The 21,722-nt window shown below is 61.4% G+C and carries 20 protein-coding genes and 1 tRNA gene; 11 read left to right on the top strand and 10 right to left on the bottom strand.

The window, feature by feature from the left end:
- The first annotated feature begins 61 nt into the window (after positions 1-61).
- Together K6M89_RS16380 and K6M89_RS16385 are read left to right on the top strand one after the other, a co-directional pair.
- Complete coding sequence (locus K6M89_RS16380) at positions 62-2,047, top strand: DEAD/DEAH box helicase (RefSeq protein ID WP_222140155.1); 1,986 nt, start codon at positions 62-64, stop codon at positions 2,045-2,047.
- Positions 2,048-2,172: 125 nt separating this feature from the next.
- Complete coding sequence (locus K6M89_RS16385) at positions 2,173-2,838, top strand: class I SAM-dependent methyltransferase (protein WP_222140231.1); 666 nt, start codon at positions 2,173-2,175, stop codon at positions 2,836-2,838.
- An 8-nt stretch (positions 2,839-2,846) separates the two neighbouring features.
- On the opposite strand, the gene K6M89_RS16390 is transcribed toward K6M89_RS16385, so the two are convergent.
- From K6M89_RS16390 to K6M89_RS16410, 5 genes are all read right to left on the bottom strand, one after another.
- Complete coding sequence (locus tag K6M89_RS16390) at positions 2,847-4,070, bottom strand: molybdopterin molybdotransferase MoeA (protein WP_222140156.1); 1,224 nt, start codon at positions 4,068-4,070, stop codon at positions 2,847-2,849.
- The gene (gene moaC, locus K6M89_RS16395) at positions 4,067-4,564 is read right to left on the bottom strand and encodes a cyclic pyranopterin monophosphate synthase MoaC (protein WP_222140157.1); all 498 of its coding nucleotides are present in this window, start codon (positions 4,562-4,564) and stop codon (positions 4,067-4,069) included. The genes K6M89_RS16390 and moaC overlap by 4 nt, the downstream gene beginning before the upstream one ends.
- Before the next feature lies 1 nt (position 4,565).
- On the bottom strand, positions 4,566-5,378 hold the full coding sequence (gene trpC / locus K6M89_RS16400) for an indole-3-glycerol phosphate synthase TrpC (protein ID WP_222140158.1): 813 nt from the start codon (positions 5,376-5,378) through the stop codon (positions 4,566-4,568).
- A gap of 9 nt (positions 5,379-5,387) precedes the next feature.
- Complete coding sequence (gene trpD, locus K6M89_RS16405; protein ID WP_222140159.1) at positions 5,388-6,404, bottom strand: anthranilate phosphoribosyltransferase; 1,017 nt, start codon at positions 6,402-6,404, stop codon at positions 5,388-5,390.
- Between the two features lie 221 nt (positions 6,405-6,625).
- Positions 6,626-8,518, bottom strand: coding sequence for a SurA N-terminal domain-containing protein (locus K6M89_RS16410; RefSeq protein WP_222140232.1), 1,893 nt, complete (start codon positions 8,516-8,518; stop codon positions 6,626-6,628).
- A gap of 219 nt (positions 8,519-8,737) precedes the next feature.
- Between K6M89_RS16410 and K6M89_RS16415 the strand changes: the two genes are divergently transcribed.
- Positions 8,738-9,019, top strand: a complete 282-nt coding sequence (locus tag K6M89_RS16415) for a hypothetical protein (RefSeq protein WP_004672489.1) — start codon at positions 8,738-8,740, stop codon at positions 9,017-9,019.
- Positions 9,020-9,097: 78 nt separating this feature from the next.
- Here K6M89_RS16415 and K6M89_RS16420 read toward each other — a convergent pair whose 3' ends face one another.
- Entirely contained in the window at positions 9,098-9,346 is a 249-nt protein-coding gene (locus K6M89_RS16420) for a GlsB/YeaQ/YmgE family stress response membrane protein (protein ID WP_222140160.1), read from the bottom strand.
- Positions 9,347-9,919: 573 nt separating this feature from the next.
- On the opposite strand from K6M89_RS16420, the gene K6M89_RS16425 reads away from it, so the two are divergent.
- The 3 genes from K6M89_RS16425 to K6M89_RS16435 all read left to right on the top strand — a co-directional run bounded on the left by K6M89_RS16425 (position 9,920) and on the right by K6M89_RS16435 (position 12,401).
- Complete coding sequence (locus tag K6M89_RS16425) at positions 9,920-10,075, top strand: entericidin (RefSeq protein ID WP_183913785.1); 156 nt, start codon at positions 9,920-9,922, stop codon at positions 10,073-10,075.
- 500 nt (positions 10,076-10,575) lie between these two features.
- Positions 10,576-11,469: a transglutaminase family protein gene (locus K6M89_RS16430; protein ID WP_222140161.1), complete on the top strand. Its 894-nt coding sequence runs from the start codon at positions 10,576-10,578 to the stop codon at positions 11,467-11,469.
- Positions 11,470-11,594: 125 nt separating this feature from the next.
- On the top strand, positions 11,595-12,401 hold the full coding sequence (locus K6M89_RS16435) for a transglutaminase-like domain-containing protein (RefSeq protein ID WP_097579327.1): 807 nt from the start codon (positions 11,595-11,597) through the stop codon (positions 12,399-12,401).
- Positions 12,402-12,434: 33 nt separating this feature from the next.
- Here the strand turns inward: K6M89_RS16435 and K6M89_RS16440 are convergent, their stop codons facing one another.
- The gene (locus tag K6M89_RS16440) at positions 12,435-12,659 is read right to left on the bottom strand and encodes an alkylphosphonate utilization protein (RefSeq protein WP_010035073.1); all 225 of its coding nucleotides are present in this window, start codon (positions 12,657-12,659) and stop codon (positions 12,435-12,437) included.
- A gap of 593 nt (positions 12,660-13,252) precedes the next feature.
- Positions 13,253-13,951 carry a TetR/AcrR family transcriptional regulator gene (locus tag K6M89_RS16445; protein ID WP_222140162.1) on the bottom strand — a complete coding sequence of 233 codons (699 nt, stop codon included), beginning with the start codon at positions 13,949-13,951 and terminating at the stop codon, positions 13,253-13,255.
- Between the two features lie 197 nt (positions 13,952-14,148).
- Here K6M89_RS16445 and K6M89_RS16450 point away from each other — a divergent pair, with 197 nt between their 5' ends.
- Positions 14,149-14,634 (top strand): RidA family protein, encoded by a 486-nt coding sequence (locus tag K6M89_RS16450; protein WP_222140163.1) that lies wholly within the window; start codon positions 14,149-14,151, stop codon positions 14,632-14,634.
- Positions 14,635-15,678: 1,044 nt separating this feature from the next.
- Here the strand turns inward: K6M89_RS16450 and K6M89_RS16455 are convergent.
- Together K6M89_RS16455 and K6M89_RS16460 are read right to left on the bottom strand one after the other, a co-directional pair.
- Positions 15,679-15,768, bottom strand: a tRNA-Ser gene (locus K6M89_RS16455).
- A 169-nt stretch (positions 15,769-15,937) separates the two neighbouring features.
- Positions 15,938-16,759: a cadherin-like domain-containing protein gene (locus K6M89_RS16460; RefSeq protein ID WP_222140164.1), complete on the bottom strand. Its 822-nt coding sequence runs from the start codon at positions 16,757-16,759 to the stop codon at positions 15,938-15,940.
- A 553-nt stretch (positions 16,760-17,312) separates the two neighbouring features.
- On the opposite strand from K6M89_RS16460, the gene K6M89_RS16465 reads away from it, so the two are divergent.
- The 4 genes from K6M89_RS16465 to K6M89_RS16480 all read left to right on the top strand — a co-directional run bounded on the left by K6M89_RS16465 (position 17,313) and on the right by K6M89_RS16480 (position 21,691).
- A complete protein-coding gene (locus K6M89_RS16465; protein WP_222140165.1) occupies positions 17,313-18,419 on the top strand; it encodes a septal ring lytic transglycosylase RlpA family protein in 1,107 nt (368 codons plus the stop codon).
- A gap of 209 nt (positions 18,420-18,628) precedes the next feature.
- Complete coding sequence (locus K6M89_RS16470; protein WP_222140166.1) at positions 18,629-19,786, top strand: D-alanyl-D-alanine carboxypeptidase family protein; 1,158 nt, start codon at positions 18,629-18,631, stop codon at positions 19,784-19,786.
- A 190-nt stretch (positions 19,787-19,976) separates the two neighbouring features.
- Complete coding sequence (gene tmk, locus K6M89_RS16475) at positions 19,977-20,657, top strand: dTMP kinase (RefSeq protein WP_097579321.1); 681 nt, start codon at positions 19,977-19,979, stop codon at positions 20,655-20,657.
- A gap of 8 nt (positions 20,658-20,665) precedes the next feature.
- Positions 20,666-21,691: a DNA polymerase III subunit delta' gene (locus K6M89_RS16480; protein WP_222140167.1), complete on the top strand. Its 1,026-nt coding sequence runs from the start codon at positions 20,666-20,668 to the stop codon at positions 21,689-21,691.
- Positions 21,692-21,722: the final 31 nt, after the last annotated feature.

A 21,722-nucleotide genomic window follows, 5' to 3' on the forward strand; every position in this document is an offset into this window, starting at 1 on the left:
CCCGCCGGCTGGCTCCGGCCATGGCGCATTTCGCGCGTGACAGCTCCGAAAGATCGAACTCATGACAGAATTCAACGGCGTCGTTCAGGCGATCGCCAAGGCGTTGCAGAAGCGCGGTTACGCCGAACTCACCCCGGTGCAGAAGTCGATGCTCGATCCTGATCTTGCCGCATCCGACGCTCTGGTTTCCGCCCAGACCGGTTCCGGCAAGACCGTCGCCTTCGGGCTGGCACTGGCGCCGACACTGCTTGAGGGCAGGGAGCGCTTCGGCAATGCCGGTGCTCCGCTCGCCCTCGTCATCGCCCCGACCCGCGAGCTTGCCCTGCAGGTTAAGCGCGAGCTCGAATGGCTCTATGAGATGACCGGCGCAGTGATCGCCAGCTGCGTCGGCGGCATGGACATCCGCAGTGAGCGCCGTTCGCTCGAACGCGGCGCCCATATCGTCGTCGGCACGCCGGGCCGGCTCTGCGATCATATCCGCCGCAACGCGCTCGACATGTCGGAACTGAAGGCCGCCGTACTCGACGAGGCCGACGAAATGCTCGATCTCGGCTTCCGCGAAGATCTGGAATTCATTCTCGACTCGGCGCCGGACGAGCGCCGGACGCTGATGTTTTCGGCAACGGTGCCGGCAGCGATTGCCAAGCTTGCCAAGAGCTATCAGCGCGATGCGGTGCGCATCAGCACCGCGGCCGAGGAAAAGCAGCATGTCGATATCGAATATCGGGCGCTGATGGTCGCTCCGAGCGACCGCGAGAACGCGATCATCAACGTGCTGCGTTATTACGAGGCGACCAACGCCATCGTCTTCTGTTCGACGCGCGCCGCCGTCAATCATCTGACCGCGCGCTTCAACAATCGCAATTTTTCGGTCGTGGCGCTTTCCGGTGAGCTGACGCAGAACGAACGCAGCCACGCGCTGCAGGCGATGCGCGACGGGCGCGCCCGCGTCTGCATCGCGACCGACGTCGCTGCCCGCGGCATCGATCTGCCGGGCCTCGATCTCGTCATCCATGCCGACCTGCCGACCAATCCGGAAACGCTGCTGCACCGCAGCGGCCGCACCGGCCGGGCCGGGCGCAAGGGTATCAGTGCCATGATCGTGCCGCTGAATGCGCGGCGCAAGGCCGAGCGCCTGCTCGAGAATGCCGGTATTTCGGCCGCCTGGGCACGGCCGCCGTCGGCCGAAGAGGTGAACGAGCGCGACGACGAACGGCTGCTCGCCGATCCGATCTTCAGCGAAGCGCCCCAGGAGGAAGAACAGGGGCTGGTGCAGCAGCTTCTTTCCAGCCACGGCGCCGAGAAGCTCGCCGCCGCCTTCCTGCGTCTCTACCGCACCAATCATTCGGCGCCGGAGGATCTGATCGAGGTCACGGTGCAGGACGGGGGCAGCCGCAAGCGCCGCGACAATGCCGAGCCATACGAGCCGGCGCAGAAGGGACCGCGCGAAGATTTCGGCCCCAGCGTCTGGTTCTCCGTTTCGGTCGGCCGCAAGCAGAATGCCGAGCCGCGCTGGCTGATCCCGATGCTCTGCCGCAACGGCAACGTGACGAAGCGCGAGATCGGCGCGATCAAGATGCAGCCCGAGGAAACCTATGTGGAAATCGCCGTAGCAAGCGCCGACGGCTTCCAGGAGGCTCTCGGGCCGAACAAGATGCTCGAACGCGGCATCCGCGTGACCCGGCTTTCCGGCACGCCGGATTTCAGCCGTGCGCCGGCACAGAAGCCCTATGCCGGCAAGTCTTCGCGTGACGAACGGCCGGGCGATAGCTTCCGCGACGAGCGGCCGAAGAAGAAGTTCGGCAAGGGTTCGGGCGGCGGATATGCTGCGGCCGAGAATGTCAGCGGGGAGAAGCGGGATAGCAAGCCCTGGAGCAAGAAACCCGGCAAGCCTGGCTTCGATGGCCCGAAATCCGACAAGCCCAGATACGACAAGCCGAAATTCGAAGGCGGGAAATCCGAAGGCGCCAAATCCGAACGCCCGAAATACGAAGGCAAGGGCGGCGCCGGGCCGAAGAACAAGTTTTCGAAGAAGAAGCCCGGCTGATTTCGCCGGCAGCCCTTTGCTCGTACCGGCGGAGGGCTTTGTCTGACGGCCGATAAGCTACGCCGCATCTTGCGCGGAAGAATTGCTGAAGTTGGATTTAGAGCGGGATAGGGAGCACAACGATGATGAAACGCTCCGGCATGCCGCATCCCGATCCGGCCGCCTTCATCCGGGCCAATCTGCCGATCTCACCCGTTCCGGCCATTCCCGAAATCCTGCTGCATACGGCAGGGCCCGCGAGCGGACTCTGGCGGCTTGCCGGCCGCAAAGAAGCCGATCCGGCGCCTTATTGGGCCTATCCCTGGGCCGGCGGCGCAGTGCTTGCCCGTCACCTGCTCGATCGGCCGGAAACAGTTATCGGCCGCCGCGTCCTCGATCTCGGCGCCGGCTCCGGGCTCGTCGCCATCGCGGCGGCGAAGGCCGGAGCTGCCGCCGTGACGGCGATTGATGTCGATGCCAATGCCATTATCGCGATCGGCCTTAACGCGGCGATGAACGGTGTGAGCATCGTTGCGGTTGCCGCCGATATTATCGACGAGCCGCCGCCGGAGGAGATCGATCTCCTTGTGGTTGGCGACCTGTTCTACGATCCCTCACTTGCTTTACGGGTAATGGCCTTCCTGCGGCGCTGCCAGGCAGCCGGTATCGAGATGTTGATCGGCGATCCCGAGCGCGCCCATCTGCCGCATGGGGAACTCACGCGAATCGCAACCCATGGGGTTGCGGATTTCGGGGCGGGATCGGCGGCCAGGGCGGTGCAGGCGGGCGTCTTTTCGCTTTCCGATAACTAAAGACGCGACTAAGCCAGTAGGTCCGGCCGCAACAGCATGACCGGGCAGGGTGCCCCAGGGGGCAGTTCCGGCGCATGCGGCGGGCGAATGATAAGGCAGTCCGAACGGGCGAAGGTTTTCATCATCGACGAGTCCTGCTTGTCGAAGGGTTCGGCGAGCCAAGTCCCGGCGGCGGACTTCGACAGTTTTGCCCTGATATAATCCTGCCGATGGTCGTTGGCGCGCAGCGGGACGGCCGCCTCCATCGTCGCCTCGCGTCGCACCGGCGGCAAGGAGGCAAGTTTGCGGATCAGTGGCTCCAGGAAGAGCAGGGAGCAGACGAGGCTCGAGACCGGATTGCCGGGCAGGCCGAGCACATGCGTCTCGCCGAAGCTGCCGACCATCAGCGGCTTGCCGGGACGCATGGCAATGCGCCAGAAATCGAGTTGCATGCCGGCCTCGATCAGCGTCGCCTGGACCAGATCATGATCACCGACCGAAGCGCCGCCGAGCGTGACGATGACATCGGCCTTGGCGTTCCGCGCCGTGTCGATCGCCGCCGTGATCCTGGCCTTGTCATCCGGGACGATGCCGAGATCGAGCACATCGGCGCCGGCTTTGCGGGCAAGGGCTGCAATGCCGAAGGTGTTGGACGCGATGATCTGCGAAGGGCCGGGCGTGCTTCCGGGCGGCAGCAATTCGTCGCCAGTCGCAAGGATGGCGACCAGCGGGCGCCGGAGCACTTCAACATCGGGCCGGTTCATGCCGGCTGCGACCGTCAGCCGCGAGAAATCGAGCACGGTGCCGGCCGACAGCACGGCTTCGCCTTCGACGAAATCCTGGCCGCGCGGACGGATATGCTGCCCCTGTCGGACGGGAAAATTGGTTCGAATGCCGCCTTCGATCTTCTCCGCATCCTCCTGCAGCAGGACGCTGTCGGCACCCGGCGGCACCGGCGCGCCGGTGAAGATGCGGACGGCTTCTCCGTGGCCGACGTTACCCTCGAAGCCGTGGCCGGCGGCCGAGGTGCCGATGACCTTCAGCACAGCACCCGGTTCCGGCGCGTCGTCGCGGCGCAGCGCATAGCCATCCATCGCCGATGCATTGAAGGGCGGCTGCGTCAGGCCGGCCGTGAGATCGACGGCAAGGACGCGGCCCTCTGCTTCGGCAAGCGGCAGCGTCTCAGATGTCGCGACCGGCTTTGCCCGAGAGAGCAGGCGGTTCTGTGCCTCAGTGACCGGGAGCAGGTTCATCTCCCCTCCGGATGACGGAAATCGCCGGATTTGCCGCCGGATTTTTCGAGCAGCCTAATACCGCCGATTTCCATTGCCTTGTCGGCAGCCTTAGCCATATCGTAGATCGTCAGACACGCGACGGAGACGGCGGTCAGCGCCTCCATCTCCACACCGGTCTTGCCGGTCAGCTTGGCGGTTGCCGTGACGCGCAGGCCGGGCAGAGCCGCATCTTCCGCGATCTCGACGGTGACCTTCGTCAGCATCAGCGGGTGGCAGAGCGGGATCAGATTGGCGGTCTGTTTGGCGGCCATGATGCCGGCAAGGCGGGCCGTGCCGATGACATCGCCCTTCTTGGCATTGCCCTGGCGGATGAGCGCGAGTGTTTCCGGCGCCATTCTCACACGGCCTTCGGCGGTGGCGACGCGCACCGTCTCGGCCTTGTCGGAAACATCGACCATATGCGCCTCGCCTGACGCGTCGATATGGGTGAGGCCGGGCTTTCCGCCGCTCATCTTATTCGGCCGCGATTGCCGCTTCGCCGATGAGCAGCGCGCGGGTGGCGGCCGTCACGTCGTCCTTGCGCATCAGGCTTTCGCCGACCAGGAAGGTATTGAGGCCGGCGGCCTGCAGGCGCTTGCAATCGGCATGGGTGAAGATGCCGCTTTCGCCGACGAGGAGCCGGTCATCAGGAACCATCGAGGCAAGCGTCTCGCTGACGGTCAGGCTGACTTCGAAGGTCCTGAGGTTGCGGTTGTTGATGCCGATAAGCGGCGAGGAGAGCTTCAGCGCGCGTTCCATTTCCGGCGCGTCGTGAACCTCGACCAACACATCCATGCCGAGCGAAAAAGCTTCGTCCTGCAGACGCTCCGCCTCATCGTCGGTCAGCGACGCCATGATCAGCAAAATGCAATCGGCGCCCCAGGCGCGGGCCTCATGGACCTGATAGGTCTCGAACATGAAGTCCTTGCGCAAAGCGGGCAGGGCGCAGGCGGCACGCGCCGCCGTCAGAAATTCCGGCGCCCCCTGAAAGCTTGGCGTATCGGTGAGCACGGAAAGGCAGGCCGCGCCGCCGGCTTCGTAGGCCTTTGCCAGCGCCGGCGGATCGAAATCCGGACGAATGAGGCCCTTGGAGGGGCTTGCCTTCTTGATCTCGGCGATCAGGCCGAAGCGGCCAGCCTCACGCTTGGCCGTAAGCGCCTGGTAAAAACCGCGCGGCGCGGACTGCCCGGCCTGCATTGCCTTCAGGTCGGCCAGCGACACCGTCGCCTTGGCGGCGGCGATTTCCTCACGCTTGTAGAGTTCGATCTTCTTCAGAATATCGCTCATCGGGCAATCCTAATCGATATCGTTGGAAACGGCGATGAGTTTGTCGAGAGCGAGCGCCGTGGCGCCGCTATCGAGCGAATGCGCGGCAAGGGTCATGCCGTCGCGGATCGTTTCGACTTTGCCCGAGATGACGAGCGAGGCGGCAGCATTGACCAGCGAGACATTGCGGTAGGCGTTTTTCGCGCCGCCAAGAACCTCGCGAAGCGCTGCAGCATTGGCGACACCATCGCCGCCCTTGATATCGGCGAGCACACAGGGGCTGACGCCGAAGTCGGCGGGTGACAGCTCGAAGGTGCGGATCTTGCCGTCTTCGAGGGCTGCAACCTTGGTGATGCCGGTTGTGGTGATCTCGTCGAGACCGTCGCCATGGACCACCCAGACGCATTCGGAGCCGAGATCGCGCATGACTTCGGCCAGCGGCACCAGCCATTGCGGCGAAAAGACGCCCAGCAGCTGGCGGCGGACACCAGCCGGATTGGAGAGCGGCCCCAGAAGATTGAAGATGGTGCGGGTGCCGAGTTCGACGCGGGAGGGGCCGACATGGCGCATGGCGGAATGATGAAGCTGCGCGAACATGAAGCCGACGCTGGCCTCCGCAATGCAGCGGGAAATGATCTCGGGACCGACATCGATATTGACGCCGAGTGCAGCCAGATTGTCGGCCGCGCCGGATTTCGAGCTCAGCGCCCGGTTGCCGTGCTTTGCCACCGGCACACCGGCGCCGGCGACGATCAGTGCCGCGAGCGTCGAAATATTGTAGGTGCCGCTGGCATCACCGCCGGTGCCGACGATGTCGATGGCATCGGCCGGCGCCTGAACGGTCAGCATTTTCGACCGCATGGTGGTGACGGCGCCGACGATCTCGTCGACGCTTTCACCGCGCACGCGCAGCGCCATCAGGAAGCCGCCGATCTGCGAAGGCGTCGCCTGGCCCGACATCAGGATGTCGAAGGCAGCACGCGCCTCGTCACGCGTCAGCGGCTCGCGGCTTGCGGCCTTGGCCAGGAACGGCTTCAGATCGGTCATAAAACCTCCCAAAGCATGACACCGGAGCGGCGTTCGGCGACGTCATGCTCTAACTGTTGAACTCGACAGGATTCAGATTTAGGCCACCGCGCCTAAAATCATCCTGTTCTAGAGCATGATGCCGAAAAGTGTGAGCGGTTTTCGGACGACATCATGCTCTAACTCTTTAATTTAGAACAGGATTCAGATTTCAGGCCGACCGGGCTTAAAATCATCCTGTTCTACCGGGCCGCCGTCTGTTCGGCGAGCGTCTGGTTGACCTCAGCGCCGTACTGCGTCTGCAGCAGGTTGACCATCTGATCGAGGATATCATCGCCGGCGGCGTTGGCCATGGCGGTGAGCTGGGCATCGCGGTTGTTGAGCACGTCGCCCGTCGGCTGGCTGTTGACCTCGGTGACCTTCATCAGGATCTGCGTCGAGGGGTCGGCGCCGACAGCGCTCGCCACCGTGTCGACGGGGCCGGAGAAGGCGGCCTTGACGCCGGCGCGGCCGAGAACCGCATCATCGGTGGAGCGGGTAATGCTGCTCTTGCTTTCGACGGCGATGCCGAGTGGCGCCGCAATGTCAGCAAGGGCGGTGCCCTTTTGCGCCTTGGCCTTCAATTCGTCGGCCTTTTTGGCGAGTTCTGCCTTCTGCTGCTCCGCCGTCCAGTCCTCGATGGCTTTTTCGCGCACCTCGGCGATCGGACGGTCACGGTCCGGCGTGATTTCGCGGACGTTGAACCAGACATAGCCATCATTGCCGATCGGAAGCGGTGGCGCATCGACGCCGACCTCGGTCTTGAACGCTTCCCCGAGCAGCTGCTGTTTGACGGGGATATCCTTGACCTCCTTGCCGTCCTTGTCGGCACCGGTCGCGTCGACCGCATCGACGGTCATGGCCTGAAGCTTCAGCTGGCCGGCAATAGCTTCAAGCGTGGCGCCGCCGGCGCGCAGATCCTCGATCTGGTCGTGAACGTTGATGACTTCCTGAGAGGCATTGGAAAGCGCCAGCTGCTTGCGGATCTCCTCCTTCACCTCGTCGAAATTCTTCACCGTTTCCGCCTTGATGTTGGTGATGCGCAGGATGACAGGACCGAAGGAGCCGTCGACAACCGGCGTCGTGCCGCCATCCTTGGAAACTGCGAAGGCGGCATCGGCGACTGCCTGGTCGGGAACCTTGTCCTTGGTGAATTCGCCAAGCAGCACGTCGCTTGCGGTCTTGCCCTGGTCGGAGACCAGCTGATCGAAGCTGGTGCCGCTCTTCAGCGCGGTTTCGGCGGCGGCGGCAAGATCCTTGCTGGTGAAGGTCAGCTGCTCGATGGTGCGGCTTTCGGGCGTACGGTAGCTATCCTTGCCCTTATCGAAAGCCTCGCGGACCTGGTCGTCGGTGACGGTCGCGGCATCGGCGATGTCGGCCGGCTGCAGCTTGAGATAGGCGATCTTGCGATATTCCGGCGCGCGGTAACGCTGCTTGACGCCCTCGAACCAGGTGGCCAGCACGTCGTCGGCCGGCGCCTTGATCGGTTCGATATTGGCGTTGGTCAGCAAGAGGTAGTCGACAGTGCGGCTTTCATCGCCATAAAGCTTCATTGCGTCGACCAGCGTCTTCGGCGCGGTGAAGCCGTTGGAAACCGCATCGACGATCTGGCTGCGGACGGCGACCTTGCTGCGCTCCTTGATGTAATCGTCCTGGCCGATGTTGGCATTGCGTAGGCGCGAGATGAACAGCTCGCGATCGAACTGGCCGTTGACGGCCTTGAACGCCGGATCATCGCCGATCAGCTGGGCGAGGCGGTCCTCGGACAGCCCGAGATTCATGTCTGCGGCGAGCTGGTCGAGCGAAGCGCCCGCAATGAGCTGAGAGAGGACCTGCTGTTCGACGCCGAAGGCACGGGCCTGTTCCGGGGTAAGACGCATGCCGAATTGCTGGCCGAGGCTTGCCACCTGACGCTGATAGGCGAGGTGGAATTCGTTGACGCCCACACGCTGATCACCGACGGTCACGACCGTGGTGCTGTTGCCGCCTGATATCAGCTCGCGCGATACGCCCCAGACGCCGAAGGAGGCGACCAAGAGAAGCAGGAGCAGCTTGGCAACCCAGGTCTGAGCAGCTCTTCTCAGAAAATGGAACATGGAAACGCAAACCTCGCAGTATTCATTGACCCGCGCGCGGGCAGACATTCGACGTTCCTTAGAACAAACCCGACAGGAAATGAAGGGTTGTCACGCGAAAAGCTGCGCAGAGCGGCGGTGGCGACGCAAGGCGTTGACGGCAAACAAAAGATCGGCTTCGGCGGAACCTTTCGGGCCGCCATTTCGTTGAAGCGGCATCCCATGAAACAGGAGCAGACCATGGCAGATTTGAAAACCGCTTCCGCCGAATCCACCGCTGCGCGCGTCAAGGCGGATATCGCAGCAGACGATCTGTCGGCGCAGGTCACGGCACTGCGTGAAGATCTGTCCAGACTGACGGACAGTGTGCGGGCGCTGGGGCAGGGGGCGAAGTCGGTGGTTACGGACGAAGCTTCGCTGATGACGGAACGGTTGCGCGACAAGGTTCGCGAAGAACCGATCATGGCGCTCGCGGTGACGGCGGGCATCGCCTATGTTTTCGGCCTGCTGAGCCGCCGCTGATACGGAATCCGGACAGAAAAAAGCCGGACGCAAGGCGCGCCCGGCTTTGAGTGATGTCTGACAGTTATGTCTGGGGCGTCAGCGGCGAATGGCGCGGCCGATGAAAATCAGAATGCAGGCGCCAACGAAGCCGGTGATCAGGTAACCCAGCCAGCCGGCCAGCGGTTGAATGTGCAAAAGACCGAGAATCCAGTTGGCGACGATCGCGCCGACGATGCCAAGCAATATGTTCATGAGCAGGCCCATGCTGCTGCTCATGGCTTTCTCCGCTAGCCAGCCGGCGATACCGCCGATGATGATGGCTGCAATCCAACCCACGCCTTCCATGGTAATCCCTCCTGGTAAACCGACTCGCAGGAAAGCACGAAACCGCAGAAAGTTCCACTCCTGGAGGAACTTAGTCGATTATGGCTGCAGCAGGGTGACCGGGGTTTCCATCAGGTAGGCAATCAGCTGGAACAGCAGGCCTGCCACAGCAAGCATTGCGAAGCCGAAGGGCATGATCAGGCTTTTGCTAAACATTCTTTCCTCTCCCCATTTGAGTAAAGAATAAGCCTAAGTGCGATCTTCGCAAGATTATTGTTAATTAATAGTTAAACGTGATATTTAACTAAAATTATAATACCACAGATGTATTATGATTATCCATTGCGTTCGAAGCAACATACACGCCTTACCGGTATTACTCGCCCCAATCGTCAAGAAATGCGACATTTCGTGGAGTTTTTACCTGGCATAAGCTGGACCATTGGGGAATGGGCGCCAGAATGTGCCCCCGATTTGGCGCAGGTGCTTAAACTCCTCGGTTAGAACCCGCTTTCATGTCCTAATGCGGCGGATTGATTTTGGCGCCGACTGCATCATTTTTCATGGAGTTCGCCTCTATCAGGGAAAAACTCGATGTCAAAAGCTGCTATCGCCTTTGCCTGCCTCTGCCTGCTCACGCTTTCCGCCTGCGGCAATACCGCGTACGGACTGAAGAAGGATGGACAGGAGGCCAGCCACGCAATGGACAACGCGACGCATCGGGTGCTTTCGGCCGGTGCCAAGAAGTAAGGGCAGCAGCGAAATTCGCGCCGTCACCGGGTGCCAAGCTTGCAGGAAAAAAGCCCGCCTGGGGTGAGGCGGGCTTGGCATAACAGAGAGAATGGACGGATGGAAACCGTCCCGACTAATACAGCATTTCCTTAAGCGTATGGCCTTGCGTCATTCGACGTAACCGCGACCGACAGATTCCGGCCGCGACCGCCAGGATGGGGTTCAAAAGTTGCCCCAATTCTGAGCGCGAGCGCGGGCGCGAATAATCCGATATTCGCGACCGCCATAGAGCGAACCGATGGTCAGCAGAAGTGTCAGAACGTCCCAGATGATATGCATGGTATCCTCTTAGGTTGGACGGCTCTGCCGTCGATCGGTCAAGGTACAATAGCAATCTTTCAAACCTGCTTATATGACAAGAAATCGGGATATGCGGGGAAGCGGGAAGGGCGCTTCATGAGGAGACGGAGTCGCCATCTTGGGAGCAGTAAGGTGAATAGATCACCCGGTGGCGGGCCATGACGATTTTTACGGTCCGCCACATCACGGCCTATCGTTACCGCAGGGAGGTCGATTTCGGCGAGCATCGCCTGATGTTCCGGCCGCGCGACAGTTTCGACCAGCGGCTGATCGAGGCATCGCTGAAGACCTATCCGGAGCAAAGTCATGTGCGCTGGATCCACGATGTTTTCGGCAATTGCGTGGCGCTCGTCGATTTTTCGCGGCCGTCGTCCGAGCTTCGCTTCGAAACCTGGATCACGCTCGACCACACCCCCCAGCTCGCCCCGGATATTCGAATCGACGAGGCGGCGCTCACCTATCCCTTCTCCTACGACAAGGACGAAATCGCCGATCTCGCGCCGGCGATGCAGCGCCATTATCCCGATCCGGGCGATGAGATCGGCCGCTGGGCGCGACGGTTTGTGCGCCTGGGGCACCCGACTGAGACCGGGCACCTGCTGATGACGCTCTGTTATGCCATTCGGGAAAGCTTCGTTTATGCGCGGCGCCACGAACACGGGACGCAGGCTCCGCTTGACACCCTGCACCTTCGCTCCGGCACGTGCCGGGATTTCGCGCTTTTGATGATGGAGGCAGCACGCACGCTCGGCCTGGCAGCGCGATTCGTCAGCGGCTATGTTTACGTTCCCGATCGGGACGGCTCCACCGTGCTCGGCGGCGGCTCCACGCATGCATGGTGCCAGGTCTATCTTCCCGGGGCCGGGTGGGCGGAGTTCGATCCGACCAACGGCATCGTCGGAAACCGCGATCTCATTCGCGTGGCCGTTGCCCGTGATCCGCGCCAGGCAGTCCCTTTGAGCGGCAGCTATGACGGCAACGGGTCGGACTTCGACAGCATGACGGTGCAGGTCAACGTGACCACGCGGCAGCCATGGATCGAAGAGGGGTAGCGGTCGATTGCCAGCCGGCGATGCTGGATCGGCGCGGAACGATAGCCGCGGTCGGCGGAACCGGGCAGCGCGATCGGCGTTCCATACTCACCTCCACCCATGCGGGAGAGGACGAGGAAGCCACAATGAAGATACGCGCCGGGTTTCATCTGGGCTATGAATGCATCCAGCCGACGCCAATGCTGCTGGTGCTCAACATTCACCCCTCCCGTCGCGCCGATCTTCTGAGCGAGCAGGTCCTGACATTCGACCGGCCAATCGAAGTCTGGGAATATACCGACAGTTTCGGCAACGCCTGCAGCCGGATCATCGCTCCGCCCGGGCTGACGACGATTTCGACCAGATTCGAGATTTACGATACGGGGCAACCCGACGTCGTGCCCACCGAGGCCGTACAACACGCGATCAAGGACCTGCCCGACGAGGTGCTCGTCTTCCTGCTTGGCAGTCGTTACTGCGACACCGACAGGCTTTCGGATTTTGCCTGGAGAACCTTCTCGTCGACGCCGCTCGGCTGGGCGCGCGTGCAGGCGATCTGCGACTTTGTGCATAACCACATCACCTTCGACTATCAGAAGGCCGACGTTCTCAGGACCGCGCATGGCGGCTTTACCGACAAGAGCGGCGTCTGCCGCGACTTCGCTCATCTTGCCATGGCGCTTTGCCGATGCATGAATATTCCTGCCAGATATTGCACGGGCTATCTCGGCGATATCGGCGTTCCAGCCGATCCCAATCCAATGGATTTCAGCGCGTGGTTCGAAGTCTTTCTAGGCGGTCATTGGCACACGGTCGATGCCCGCCACAACACGCCGCGGATCGGCAGGATATTGATGGCGACCGGCCGCGACGCCACCGACGTCGCCATGTCGACGGCTTTCGGCCCGGCCACACTTTCCCGCTTCGAGGTGATCACCGAGGAAGTGCCGTGAAGGCACTCAGAGATTGCCGCGGGTGAGTGAATCCTATGCTTTCTTGAGGAATTCCGTTTTCAGCACGAGGCCCTTGACCTGCTTGGTGTTGCACTCGATCTCGCCGGGATTGTCCGTCAGTCGAATGCCCTTGACCAGCGTTCCGCGCTTCAGCGTCTCCGAGGTGCCCTTGACCTTGAGGTCTTTGATCAGCGTGACGGAATCGCCGTCGTGAAGCTGGCTTCCGTTGCTGTCCTTTACGATAATGTCGTCGGCCATGATGTCCTCGCTTGTTGATGCGGTAGGGGAAATCACGGCGACACGGGATAGTCAACCGCCGCCCTGCCGCGCCTCCCAAGGCCGTTCACCTGGGCATGCAGATCACTTTTGCCGTCGCGGCCACATTGATCACCGCGGCACTCGCCGTCGCGGTCGGGACTTACCGTCGTCGGCGAGCGCGCGCGGGGCATTGAGCGGACGGGGAGACTACCCAGGTCAATTCCCGGCCCCTGACCCTTCGAGCCAAACCGACCAAGGTCCGATCCGACCCGGACTTCGTGCCGATACCAAACGCTTGATTGCTGCAATAGGTTTTCGCGGCGGGGCGGAATTGCGGAGTTTTATAGCCGTGACGAAATTTATCGTTGTAGGAATGATACTGACGCCGGTGATCTTCTGGGGTTCTATCGGCGTCTGGGTCTACTCGCTATTATCGTGAGGAGGCCCCACACCTTCAGCCCTCGATCATATCATCGGGTAGTCGCGCGAAGCGAAGTCATGGCCGGCGACGGTCCTGGACAATCTCAATCAAACCAGGATCATGGTCGAAGCTCCTGACCAAGAGTGCAGATCAACCGGAAGGCTGAGCCGGTTCATTGTCTTGGCACGAGCCCGTCAAGCAGGAAATCCAGACCTTTCCTGAAAGCGCCGTCCCAATCATTATCCAGCAGCAGACGAGCACGCTCGATCGTCGGATATTTTTCGCTGAGATGAGCAAGGCGCTGCTGCGCGGCGGCCATGTCGTCGTCGGAAAGGTCGAAATTCGCACGGGTGATGGTCGCGCCGATCACATAGTTCCAGAGCGACCATATCGCGCCGTTCAAATCTGCCTCGGCGACGCCGGCTCCGGATAAGATCCTGCCCAGCAGTTCCAGGCGGCTGAGGATGTTCGGGCCGAGCGCCCGGCGCGGCAGCAGCGATGCCGACCAGGGATGGCCCAGCATGCTGGCGCGCCAGTCCTCGAGCATGTGAAAGATTGCGCCGCGCCAGTCGGCAGCCTCGATCCCTTGCGGCGGCCCGCGATATTCGAGAACCGAGTCGAGCGCCAGATCAAAAACTTCCTCTTTGTTGTCGACGTGCCAATAAAGGCTCATCGCGCCCGCGCCGAGGCGATCGGCCAGGCGGCGCATCTTCAATCCGTCGACACCTTCGGCGTCCAGCAGTTCGACCGCGGTCGCTACGATCCGTTCGATCGAAAGCGCCGGTTCACTGTCCGCCTGCTGCAGGGACGGGACCGACCCAGCTTGCCATTGAGGCCCTTTACCCTGAGCGCCGCCGCCTTTGGCTGCCATGCGTCCTTCCCAAATGATCTGAAGGTGGTTTTAAGCCGACAAAGCCACGAATGTCGACTCCGGCCGATTGACTCGTACAACGTACGATGCGATTTGATCGTACGTCGTACGAGTCAATTATGCGACGATCGAACGAGAATTCAATCCGGAAGACCGCGGGCGACGTTGCTCGCAGTCCGTACGGCCAAGAGAAAATCATGTCACACACCATCAAACATCTGCTTTTCGGAGGGCTGATCATCATGACCACGGGAGTTTCCACTGCGACGACGGCAATTGCGGGCGAAAAGCCAACCATCGTCAATCCGAAAAACCTCTACGACCCGACGCCGAATGGCTACAGCACCGCTGTGATTGCACCGCGCGGCGCGCGGTTGGCCTATATTTCCGGGCAGGGTGGCCAGGACAGCACCGGCGCCTTGTCGCCGGACTTCGCCGTCCAGGTTAAGCAGGCCTACGCAAATCTGCGCGCCGCTCTCGATGGGCTCGGCGCAAGGCCGGATCAGGTCGTCAAGCTTACGGTCTTCGTGGTCGATCACGACATGTCCAAGCTCGAAGTGCTGAGCAAAAACGTTAAGGAAACCTTCGGCGCGGCGCTGCCGGCGCAGACGCTTGTCCCGGTTCCCAAACTTGCAATAGACCCGATGCTCTTCGAGGTCGAAGCCGTCGTCGTTCTGGAATGACGGCCGCAAGCGAACCGGCTGCGGCAAGGCTGCCGCTCTCGCTGGCTGTTCGATCGACTTGATATCCGGAAGATCGCTTTCGACCGCTGGAACTGGCGGCACTTGAAGCCCTGGCTGTAGGCGGAAGGCTTCACTGACGAGCAGCTTGAGGGTGAGGCGGCTGTATTTGAGCAGTTTGCTGATGAACTGCCAGCATGACAAAGCCTCCTCGTAAGCCTTCTCAGCCGCTGCTCGTGACGCCGAAGCGCCCGCCTTACGGGCTGCGAGGTCCGCTTCGTAGCGTGCCAAAAAGCCGGCGCTGTTGCTCAGCGCTCAGCCGCAGTCGCCGGATGACTCGGCTGAGCGCCACAAATTATCAATGGCCGGCGCGATCACCACACTCTCCGACACATGAGGCGCGTCGGCCGGTCTTCCGACGCGTAGCGAATTCATGCTAAAACGGCTCCATGACAAAGCTATCGCTTTCAAATCTCCGACACATAGGCGTGCGCCATCGGGGCGCACCGATTTCGTTCGGAGATAAACATGCATCACAAAAGAAAGCGCCCCCGCAAAGCTGCGTGCGGACTTTGCAAGCCGCATAAGACCAGGGGCAACTGCCCACGTCATAAGAACATGCAGTTGGGCAACCTGCGTCGATACTTGTCCGGGTCTGAGCAACTCCGCTGCCAGGAGATTAGGGTATCGGGCATGGATGGGAATTATCGGCAGTCGCCACAGTACGGTATTGGATAAAAAGAAAGGTCGGCGCGAATGGTCGCTCCGACCTTTCTTTGATTGCATCAGCACGGTGCCAGTACATCCGTGGTCACCAGCGGAAGCCATCGGATAGATTGAATCTATGCGCCTTGTGAATTTATGCAAGGAGTAGGAGGTGCCGATTTAGGGCTAGGCGAGGGAGGAGCCTGCCGGGTAACTTTGCCACGACAATCGCACCGCCCGCCTCACCAGCTGGCGATTTCATCCGCCTGCATTCGGTCCCTTGGGGTCATGCCTCAAGACCGCCGCATCGGGCGGCTGAACGCCGGCACGTAAAATGGAAAATGGCGGAAGAGGTGGGATTCGAACCCACGGTACGGTTTCCCGCACGCCGGTTTTCAAGACCGGTTCCTTAAACCACTCGGACACTCTTCCAAGTAATTGAGAAGCTGTAAGAAATTCCGTTGCGGGATTTCTGGTGCATCGGTGGTTTCTGCCGATTTGCTGCCCATTCACTCACAGGCCGGCTTTTTAGCAGCTTTGACCGCAGCGTCAACTTGTTCTGCAGAGAAGCGGCTTCGACAGCCGCTTCTCTCTGCCGTCGTCAGACCAGGACGGTGAAGTTGTCAAATGCGAGCTGCGGGAAGCCCGTCGGCTCTACATCGGGCTGAATATCGAAGCGGATGAAATCGACTGCTCCCAAGGCTTCCAGCGAAATGTGCTGGCCATCGGCAATGGTGTCGCCATAAACCGTCAGCGACATCTCGCTCACCTTGTTGCCGCCGATATAGCCTTCGAACGTCACAAGGGCATCGACACCTTGATAGGCCGGGTCGAAAACCGTCGCGACGTCGACACCCTCCACGGTGAAGAGCTTGCCGTCAACGCGATCGAAGAATGGATTGTAGGGGTTGGTGACAACGTATTCATTGCCGCCGGATTCGGCGACCGTCCACAGATTGCCGTCGAGCTTGTCGCCAAACTTGAAACCGGCATAGCCCGAGGCGATATCCGGCTGCCCGGGATATTCCGTCGGAGCATTCTCGAAATCGATGGAATACAGCCCTTGCGGAGGCGTATGCACGCCGATGTTGAGATTGGCGACATCCGTGCCGCCTTTTCCATCGGAGATCTTGAAGGAGAATTTCTCGGCGAAGACTTCAGCGGACTCAAGGCTTGCGGGATCACGGACCATGTAACTATAGCTGCCGTTGCTCCAGATCGTCAGCGTTCCGTGCTCACCCTCGATGGTCAGATATCCTGCTTCACCCGCCTTGTTGGGAATTCTTATTCCGTTGACGAACTGAACCTGAAGCAGGTCGCCATCGGAATCTGAGGCGCTGTCGAGAAGGTTTCCTTCAATGGCTTCCGCTGGTGCGTAGTCGTGGACCGACACGTCAGGCACTGCTGGTTTGTGATTTGCCATAGCTCGTCTCCCTAAAGATGAGCGTGGAAAGGACGCCGGGCTACGACCCGAACGCCGCAAATAAACTTTCTACTCCACTTTGAGTCAAGCAACAAACTACACGCTGCAAGGGAGTGACTGCCGCGGTTTCCGCTGTAGGCCACACCCAACAGCGTGAAGAGCAAAGCCGGTCTACTACCCTAAGGTGAAAGCTCCAACTCCAGCGGAGATTGGCGGCCTCTTGGCGCTCGGTGGCCGTTAACCTTCATGTCGCAGCTGTTTCGCTGAGGGGCATCTCGCGCCCCGAAAGCTGGCTTTGCAGTGCCAAATGATCCGCATCGGCACGCCGATTGCGGCTCTGACTGCAGCCGTGGAAGGGCAGGGCGGTAGCTTCGCGTTAGCGATCTGTAAACCATAATCATTGGAATTGTCGCTATCGCTTCGAAAACGTTCGTAAATTCGCCACGAACCTAGCAAATTTAAAGTCTCGTTAGGCGGGTGGGCATAAGGCGTTATTGGCCCAAGATGGGGCAAAGTTCCTTAACCATAACGATGTTTGAGCGGCGTGGGACATATGACATTGGGATACGGGGCAACGTCTTTCGCAACGACAGCGCGATGGCTGGCGATATCTGCGATGTGTGCGACGGTTGCAGCATGCGGCACGACACAGGCCGTGCCGAAGAAAAAAGCCCATGGCAAAGAGTATTTCTCCGAATCCGAATATGGCGTAAAGGCCAGCCCCCGCGTCGCCACCGGCAACAACATCCCGAAGGGCGGCGGCCGCTACATCGTCGGCAATCCTTATGTGGTGAAGGGTAAATGGTATTATCCGAAGGAAGACTTCTCCTATAGCAAGGTCGGCATCGCTTCCTGGTATGGTTCGGCCTTTCATGGACGCCTGACGGCGAACGGCGAAGTCTACGACCAGATGCATCTTTCCGCCGCGCATCCGACTTTCCCGCTGCCGAGCTATGCTCGCGTCACCAATGTCGAGAACGGCTCATCGATCATCGTGCGCGTCAACGATCGTGGTCCCTATCACGAAGGACGCATCATCGACCTTTCCAACAAGACTGCCAACATGCTGGATCTGCAGCACAGCGGCACCGGCAAGGTGCGCGTGCAATATGTCGGCCGCGCTCGTATGGACGGCCACGACATGCCCTATCTGATGGCTTCCTACGTACCGAAGGGCAGCCGCATTCCCGGCGTCAATCCGGAAGGGCAGATTGCAAGCGGCGTAATGGTTGCCTCCAACAGCCGCAAGATCACCCGCGATCAGCTGCAGAGCGCCGAAGATTACGAGGCGCAGCCGGCCAGGGTACCGGTGCCGATGTCGGCGACCTCCTATGCCGGCTCGACGCCGAGCGCGCGCTACAATGCGGCGCCCGCGCTTGCCCCGGGCGCTCATGTTCTGGTGGCGCCAACGGCACCGGCCGCAAACGCCGCGCCGGCCTTCGATCAGATGGTCGTGCTGCCGGAGATCGGTCCCATGCCCTATGAACGGCCCTATGGCGGCTCTCAGCCTTCCCTCGCGCTCGGCTATCAGAACGAGGGCGTGAAGACGGTGACGGTCGATCTCGCCTTCGACGCGGTGATGGTGCGTAATGACGGGCTGACGCAGGCCTCGATCCTTGCCTCGGCCAAGCGCCAGCAGGCAAAATCCGCGGCGCGCTGAGCATGGCGATTGCATCGGATTTCGCCGCGCTCTAACCTTCTCAAAACTGCCGTTCACCGATGGGACTTGCGATGCTGAGGCCTGTGCTTCGCCTTCTAGAGCGGTTGCGTTTTTCACCGAAGCGCAGACCCGCTCTAACCTTTTGTTTTGCTGCAATTCCGGAGGCAAAACCGATCGGCACTTTTGCCGCAGTTGCTCTTGCATGCCTGATGCCGCTCGCCGCAGGCGCGCAGGCAGCCGATGGCGCCGCCGCCGGTTTCGCCACCAAGGCAGCGCAGGCCTATATGATCGAGGCATCGACCGGCACGGTGCTTCTCGCCAAGAACGAGGATCAGGGCTTTTCGCCGGCTTCGCTTGCCAAGCTGATGACCATGGATCTCGTCTTCGAGGCGGTGACCAAGGGGCAGATCACCCTCGACACCAAATATCCCGTTTCCGAATATGCCTGGCGCACCGGCGGCGCACCGTCGAGGACGGCGACGATGTTTGCCGCCCTGAAATCGCGCGTGCGCGTCGAAGACCTGATCAAGGGCATCGCCATCCAGGGCGCCAATGACAGCTGCATCATTCTCGCCGAGGGCATGGCCGGAAGCGAGCAGCAATTCGCCGAATCGATGACGCGCCGCGCCCGCGAAATCGGCATGGAGAAGGCGGTGTTCGGCAATTCCACCGGCCTTCCAGATGGTAAGAGCAAGGTGACAGCGCGCGAGATGGTGACGCTTGCCGCCGCCCTCCAGCAATCCTATCCCAATCTTTATCCCTATTTTGCCCAGCCCGATTTCGAGTGGAACAAGATCTTTCAGCGCAACCGCAACCCGCTGCTCGGGCTCGATCTCGGCGCTGACGGACTTGCCACGGGCTTTACCGAGGGTGAGGGTTATTCGATCGTCGCCTCGGTCCAGCGCGACGGCCGGCGGCTGTTTCTGGCGCTCGCCGGAATCGCCTCCGACAAGGAGCGGACGGAAGAGGCCAAGCGTGTGCTCGAATGGGGCCTGACGGCCTTCGAGAACCGGCAGATTTTCGCCGAGCATGAAGTGATCGGCGCAGCCAGCGTCTATGGCGGCACGGCGCGCACCGTCGATCTGATCGCCAAAGCGCCGGTCAGCGTCTATATTCCGGTCAGCAATCCCGACCGGCTGTCGGCGCGCATCGTCTATCGCTGGCCACTGACAGCGCCGGTGCAGCCGGATTATCAGGCCGGCACGCTCAGGATTTTCGCCGGCAGCCGGCTTCTCAGGGAAGTCCCACTCTATACCGCGCAGGCGGTGGGCGAAGGCTCGCTCAGCAGCCGCGCCGTCGATGCCATGCTGGAGCTCGGCGAATCGCTGTTTTTCTCCTGGCTCTGGGACAAGTCCGCGCGCGGCTGAAGCCGTTATCGCCAAGCGGCTGCACTGTCGTGCGCCACATGTTCAAGACTTGAGCGCCGGGCCTTCTGATATAATTTGCCGGGGAAGGTGATTATGTCGCCGCGGCGAAAGGTTTTCCTTCCCGATGTCTTCGGATAGATAGAAGAGGCGGGGCGCGCGCGTGCGGCGCCCGGAATGCGGGAAGCTGTCATTGTCATCCGGTACGGGATTGTTCGTTACGTTTGAAGGCGGGGAGGGCGCGGGGAAATCCACGCAGATCCGCCGCCTCGCGGAGGCGCTGAAGGGCGAAGGTCATGAGGTGCTGGTGACGCGGGAACCGGGCGGGTCGCCCGGCGCCGAGGCCGTGCGCCACGTGCTGTTGTCCGGGGCTGCCGAGGCGTTCGGCACACGGATGGAAGCAATCCTTTTTGCCGCTGCGCGCAATGACCATGTCGAAGAGGTGATCCGGCCGGCCCTTGCCGCGGGCAAGATCGTGCTCTGCGACCGCTTCATGGATTCCTCCCGTGTCTACCAGGGTATCACCGGCAACCTCGAACCCGATTTCATCGAGACGCTGCAGCGCATCGCCATCAATGGCGTCGTGCCCGATTGCACCTTGATACTCGACATTCCCGCAAAGGTCGGCCTGGAGCGGGCGCAGAAGCGCAGCGCTGCCGAAGCGCCCGACCGCTTCGAGAAGGAGCGGCTCGAAACGCATGAAAAACGGCGCGAAGCCTTTCTTGATATCGCCGTGCGCGAGCCGGAGCGCTGCCACGTGGTCAACGCCATGCAGACGGAGGAGGCGATCGCGGCCGAGATTCTGGCAATCGTCAGGCAGCTCAAGTCGCCCGCAGACCGCGCCCGATTGCCGGAAGCGGCCCATCATGAGTGAAGCCCATTATGAGTGAGGAGAGGCCGGGACTGCTCGACGGCGCCATCTGGCCGGCCGAGAACACCAGATTATTTGGCCATGAGGAGGCGGAGGCTTTCCTCGCGCAATCCTACCGATCCGGCAAGGGGCATCACGCCATCCTGATCGAGGGGCCGGAGGGCATCGGCAAGGCGACGCTCGCCTTCCGCTTCGCCAACCACGTGCTTTCGCATCCCGATCCAGAGACGGCGCCGGAGACGATCGGCGATCCGGATCCCGCCTCGGCGGTCAGCCGGCAGATTGTCTCCGGCGCCTCGCACAATCTCTTGCATCTTGCCCGACCGGTAGACGAAAAGACCGGCAAGGTGAAATCGGCGATAACAGTCGACGAGGTGCGCCGCGCCGGCAAGTTCTTCTCGCAAACGTCGGGCACCGGCAACTGGCGGATCGTCATCATCGATCCGGCCGACGACATGAACCGCAATGCGGCCAACGCCATCCTGAAGATCCTCGAGGAGCCGCCGAAGCGGGCGCTGTTTCTGGTGCTGTCGCATGCGCCGGGTCGGTTGCTGCCGACGATCCGTTCGCGCTGCCTGCCGCTGAAACTGGCGCCGCTTGCCGACGACGCGCTTGTCGCCGCCCTTGCCCATCTCGGCATATCGGGAGAGGGCGGGGCGGTGCTTTCGGCGGCCAAGGGCAGCGTCGGCGAAGCGTTGAAGCTCTTGAACTATGGCGGCGGAGAGATTATCGCCGCCTATGACGAGGTGCTTTCCGCCGAACGGCCGGCGGCCCGCAAGGCGATGCACCGGCTGGCCGATGCGCTGTCGGGCAAGGAAAGCGACACGATCTTCGATTTCTTCGTCAGCCATGTCGGCGACGACATCATGAACCGTGCGCGTGTGGCAGCGGGCGAGGGGCAGATCGCTGCTGCCGAACGTCTGGCGCGGCTCTATTCCGAGATCACCGAGCGGCTCACCATTTCGGATGCCTATAATCTCGACCGTAAGCAGACGATCATCAGCATTCTCGCCGATATCAAGCAGCCGGGCCTCTAAAGCGCGTCGCATCAAATTTGATTCATGCGAT

It is taken from the genome of Rhizobium croatiense, assembly GCF_019793465.1.
Taxonomy (GTDB): Bacteria; Pseudomonadota; Alphaproteobacteria; order Rhizobiales; family Rhizobiaceae; genus Rhizobium; species Rhizobium croatiense.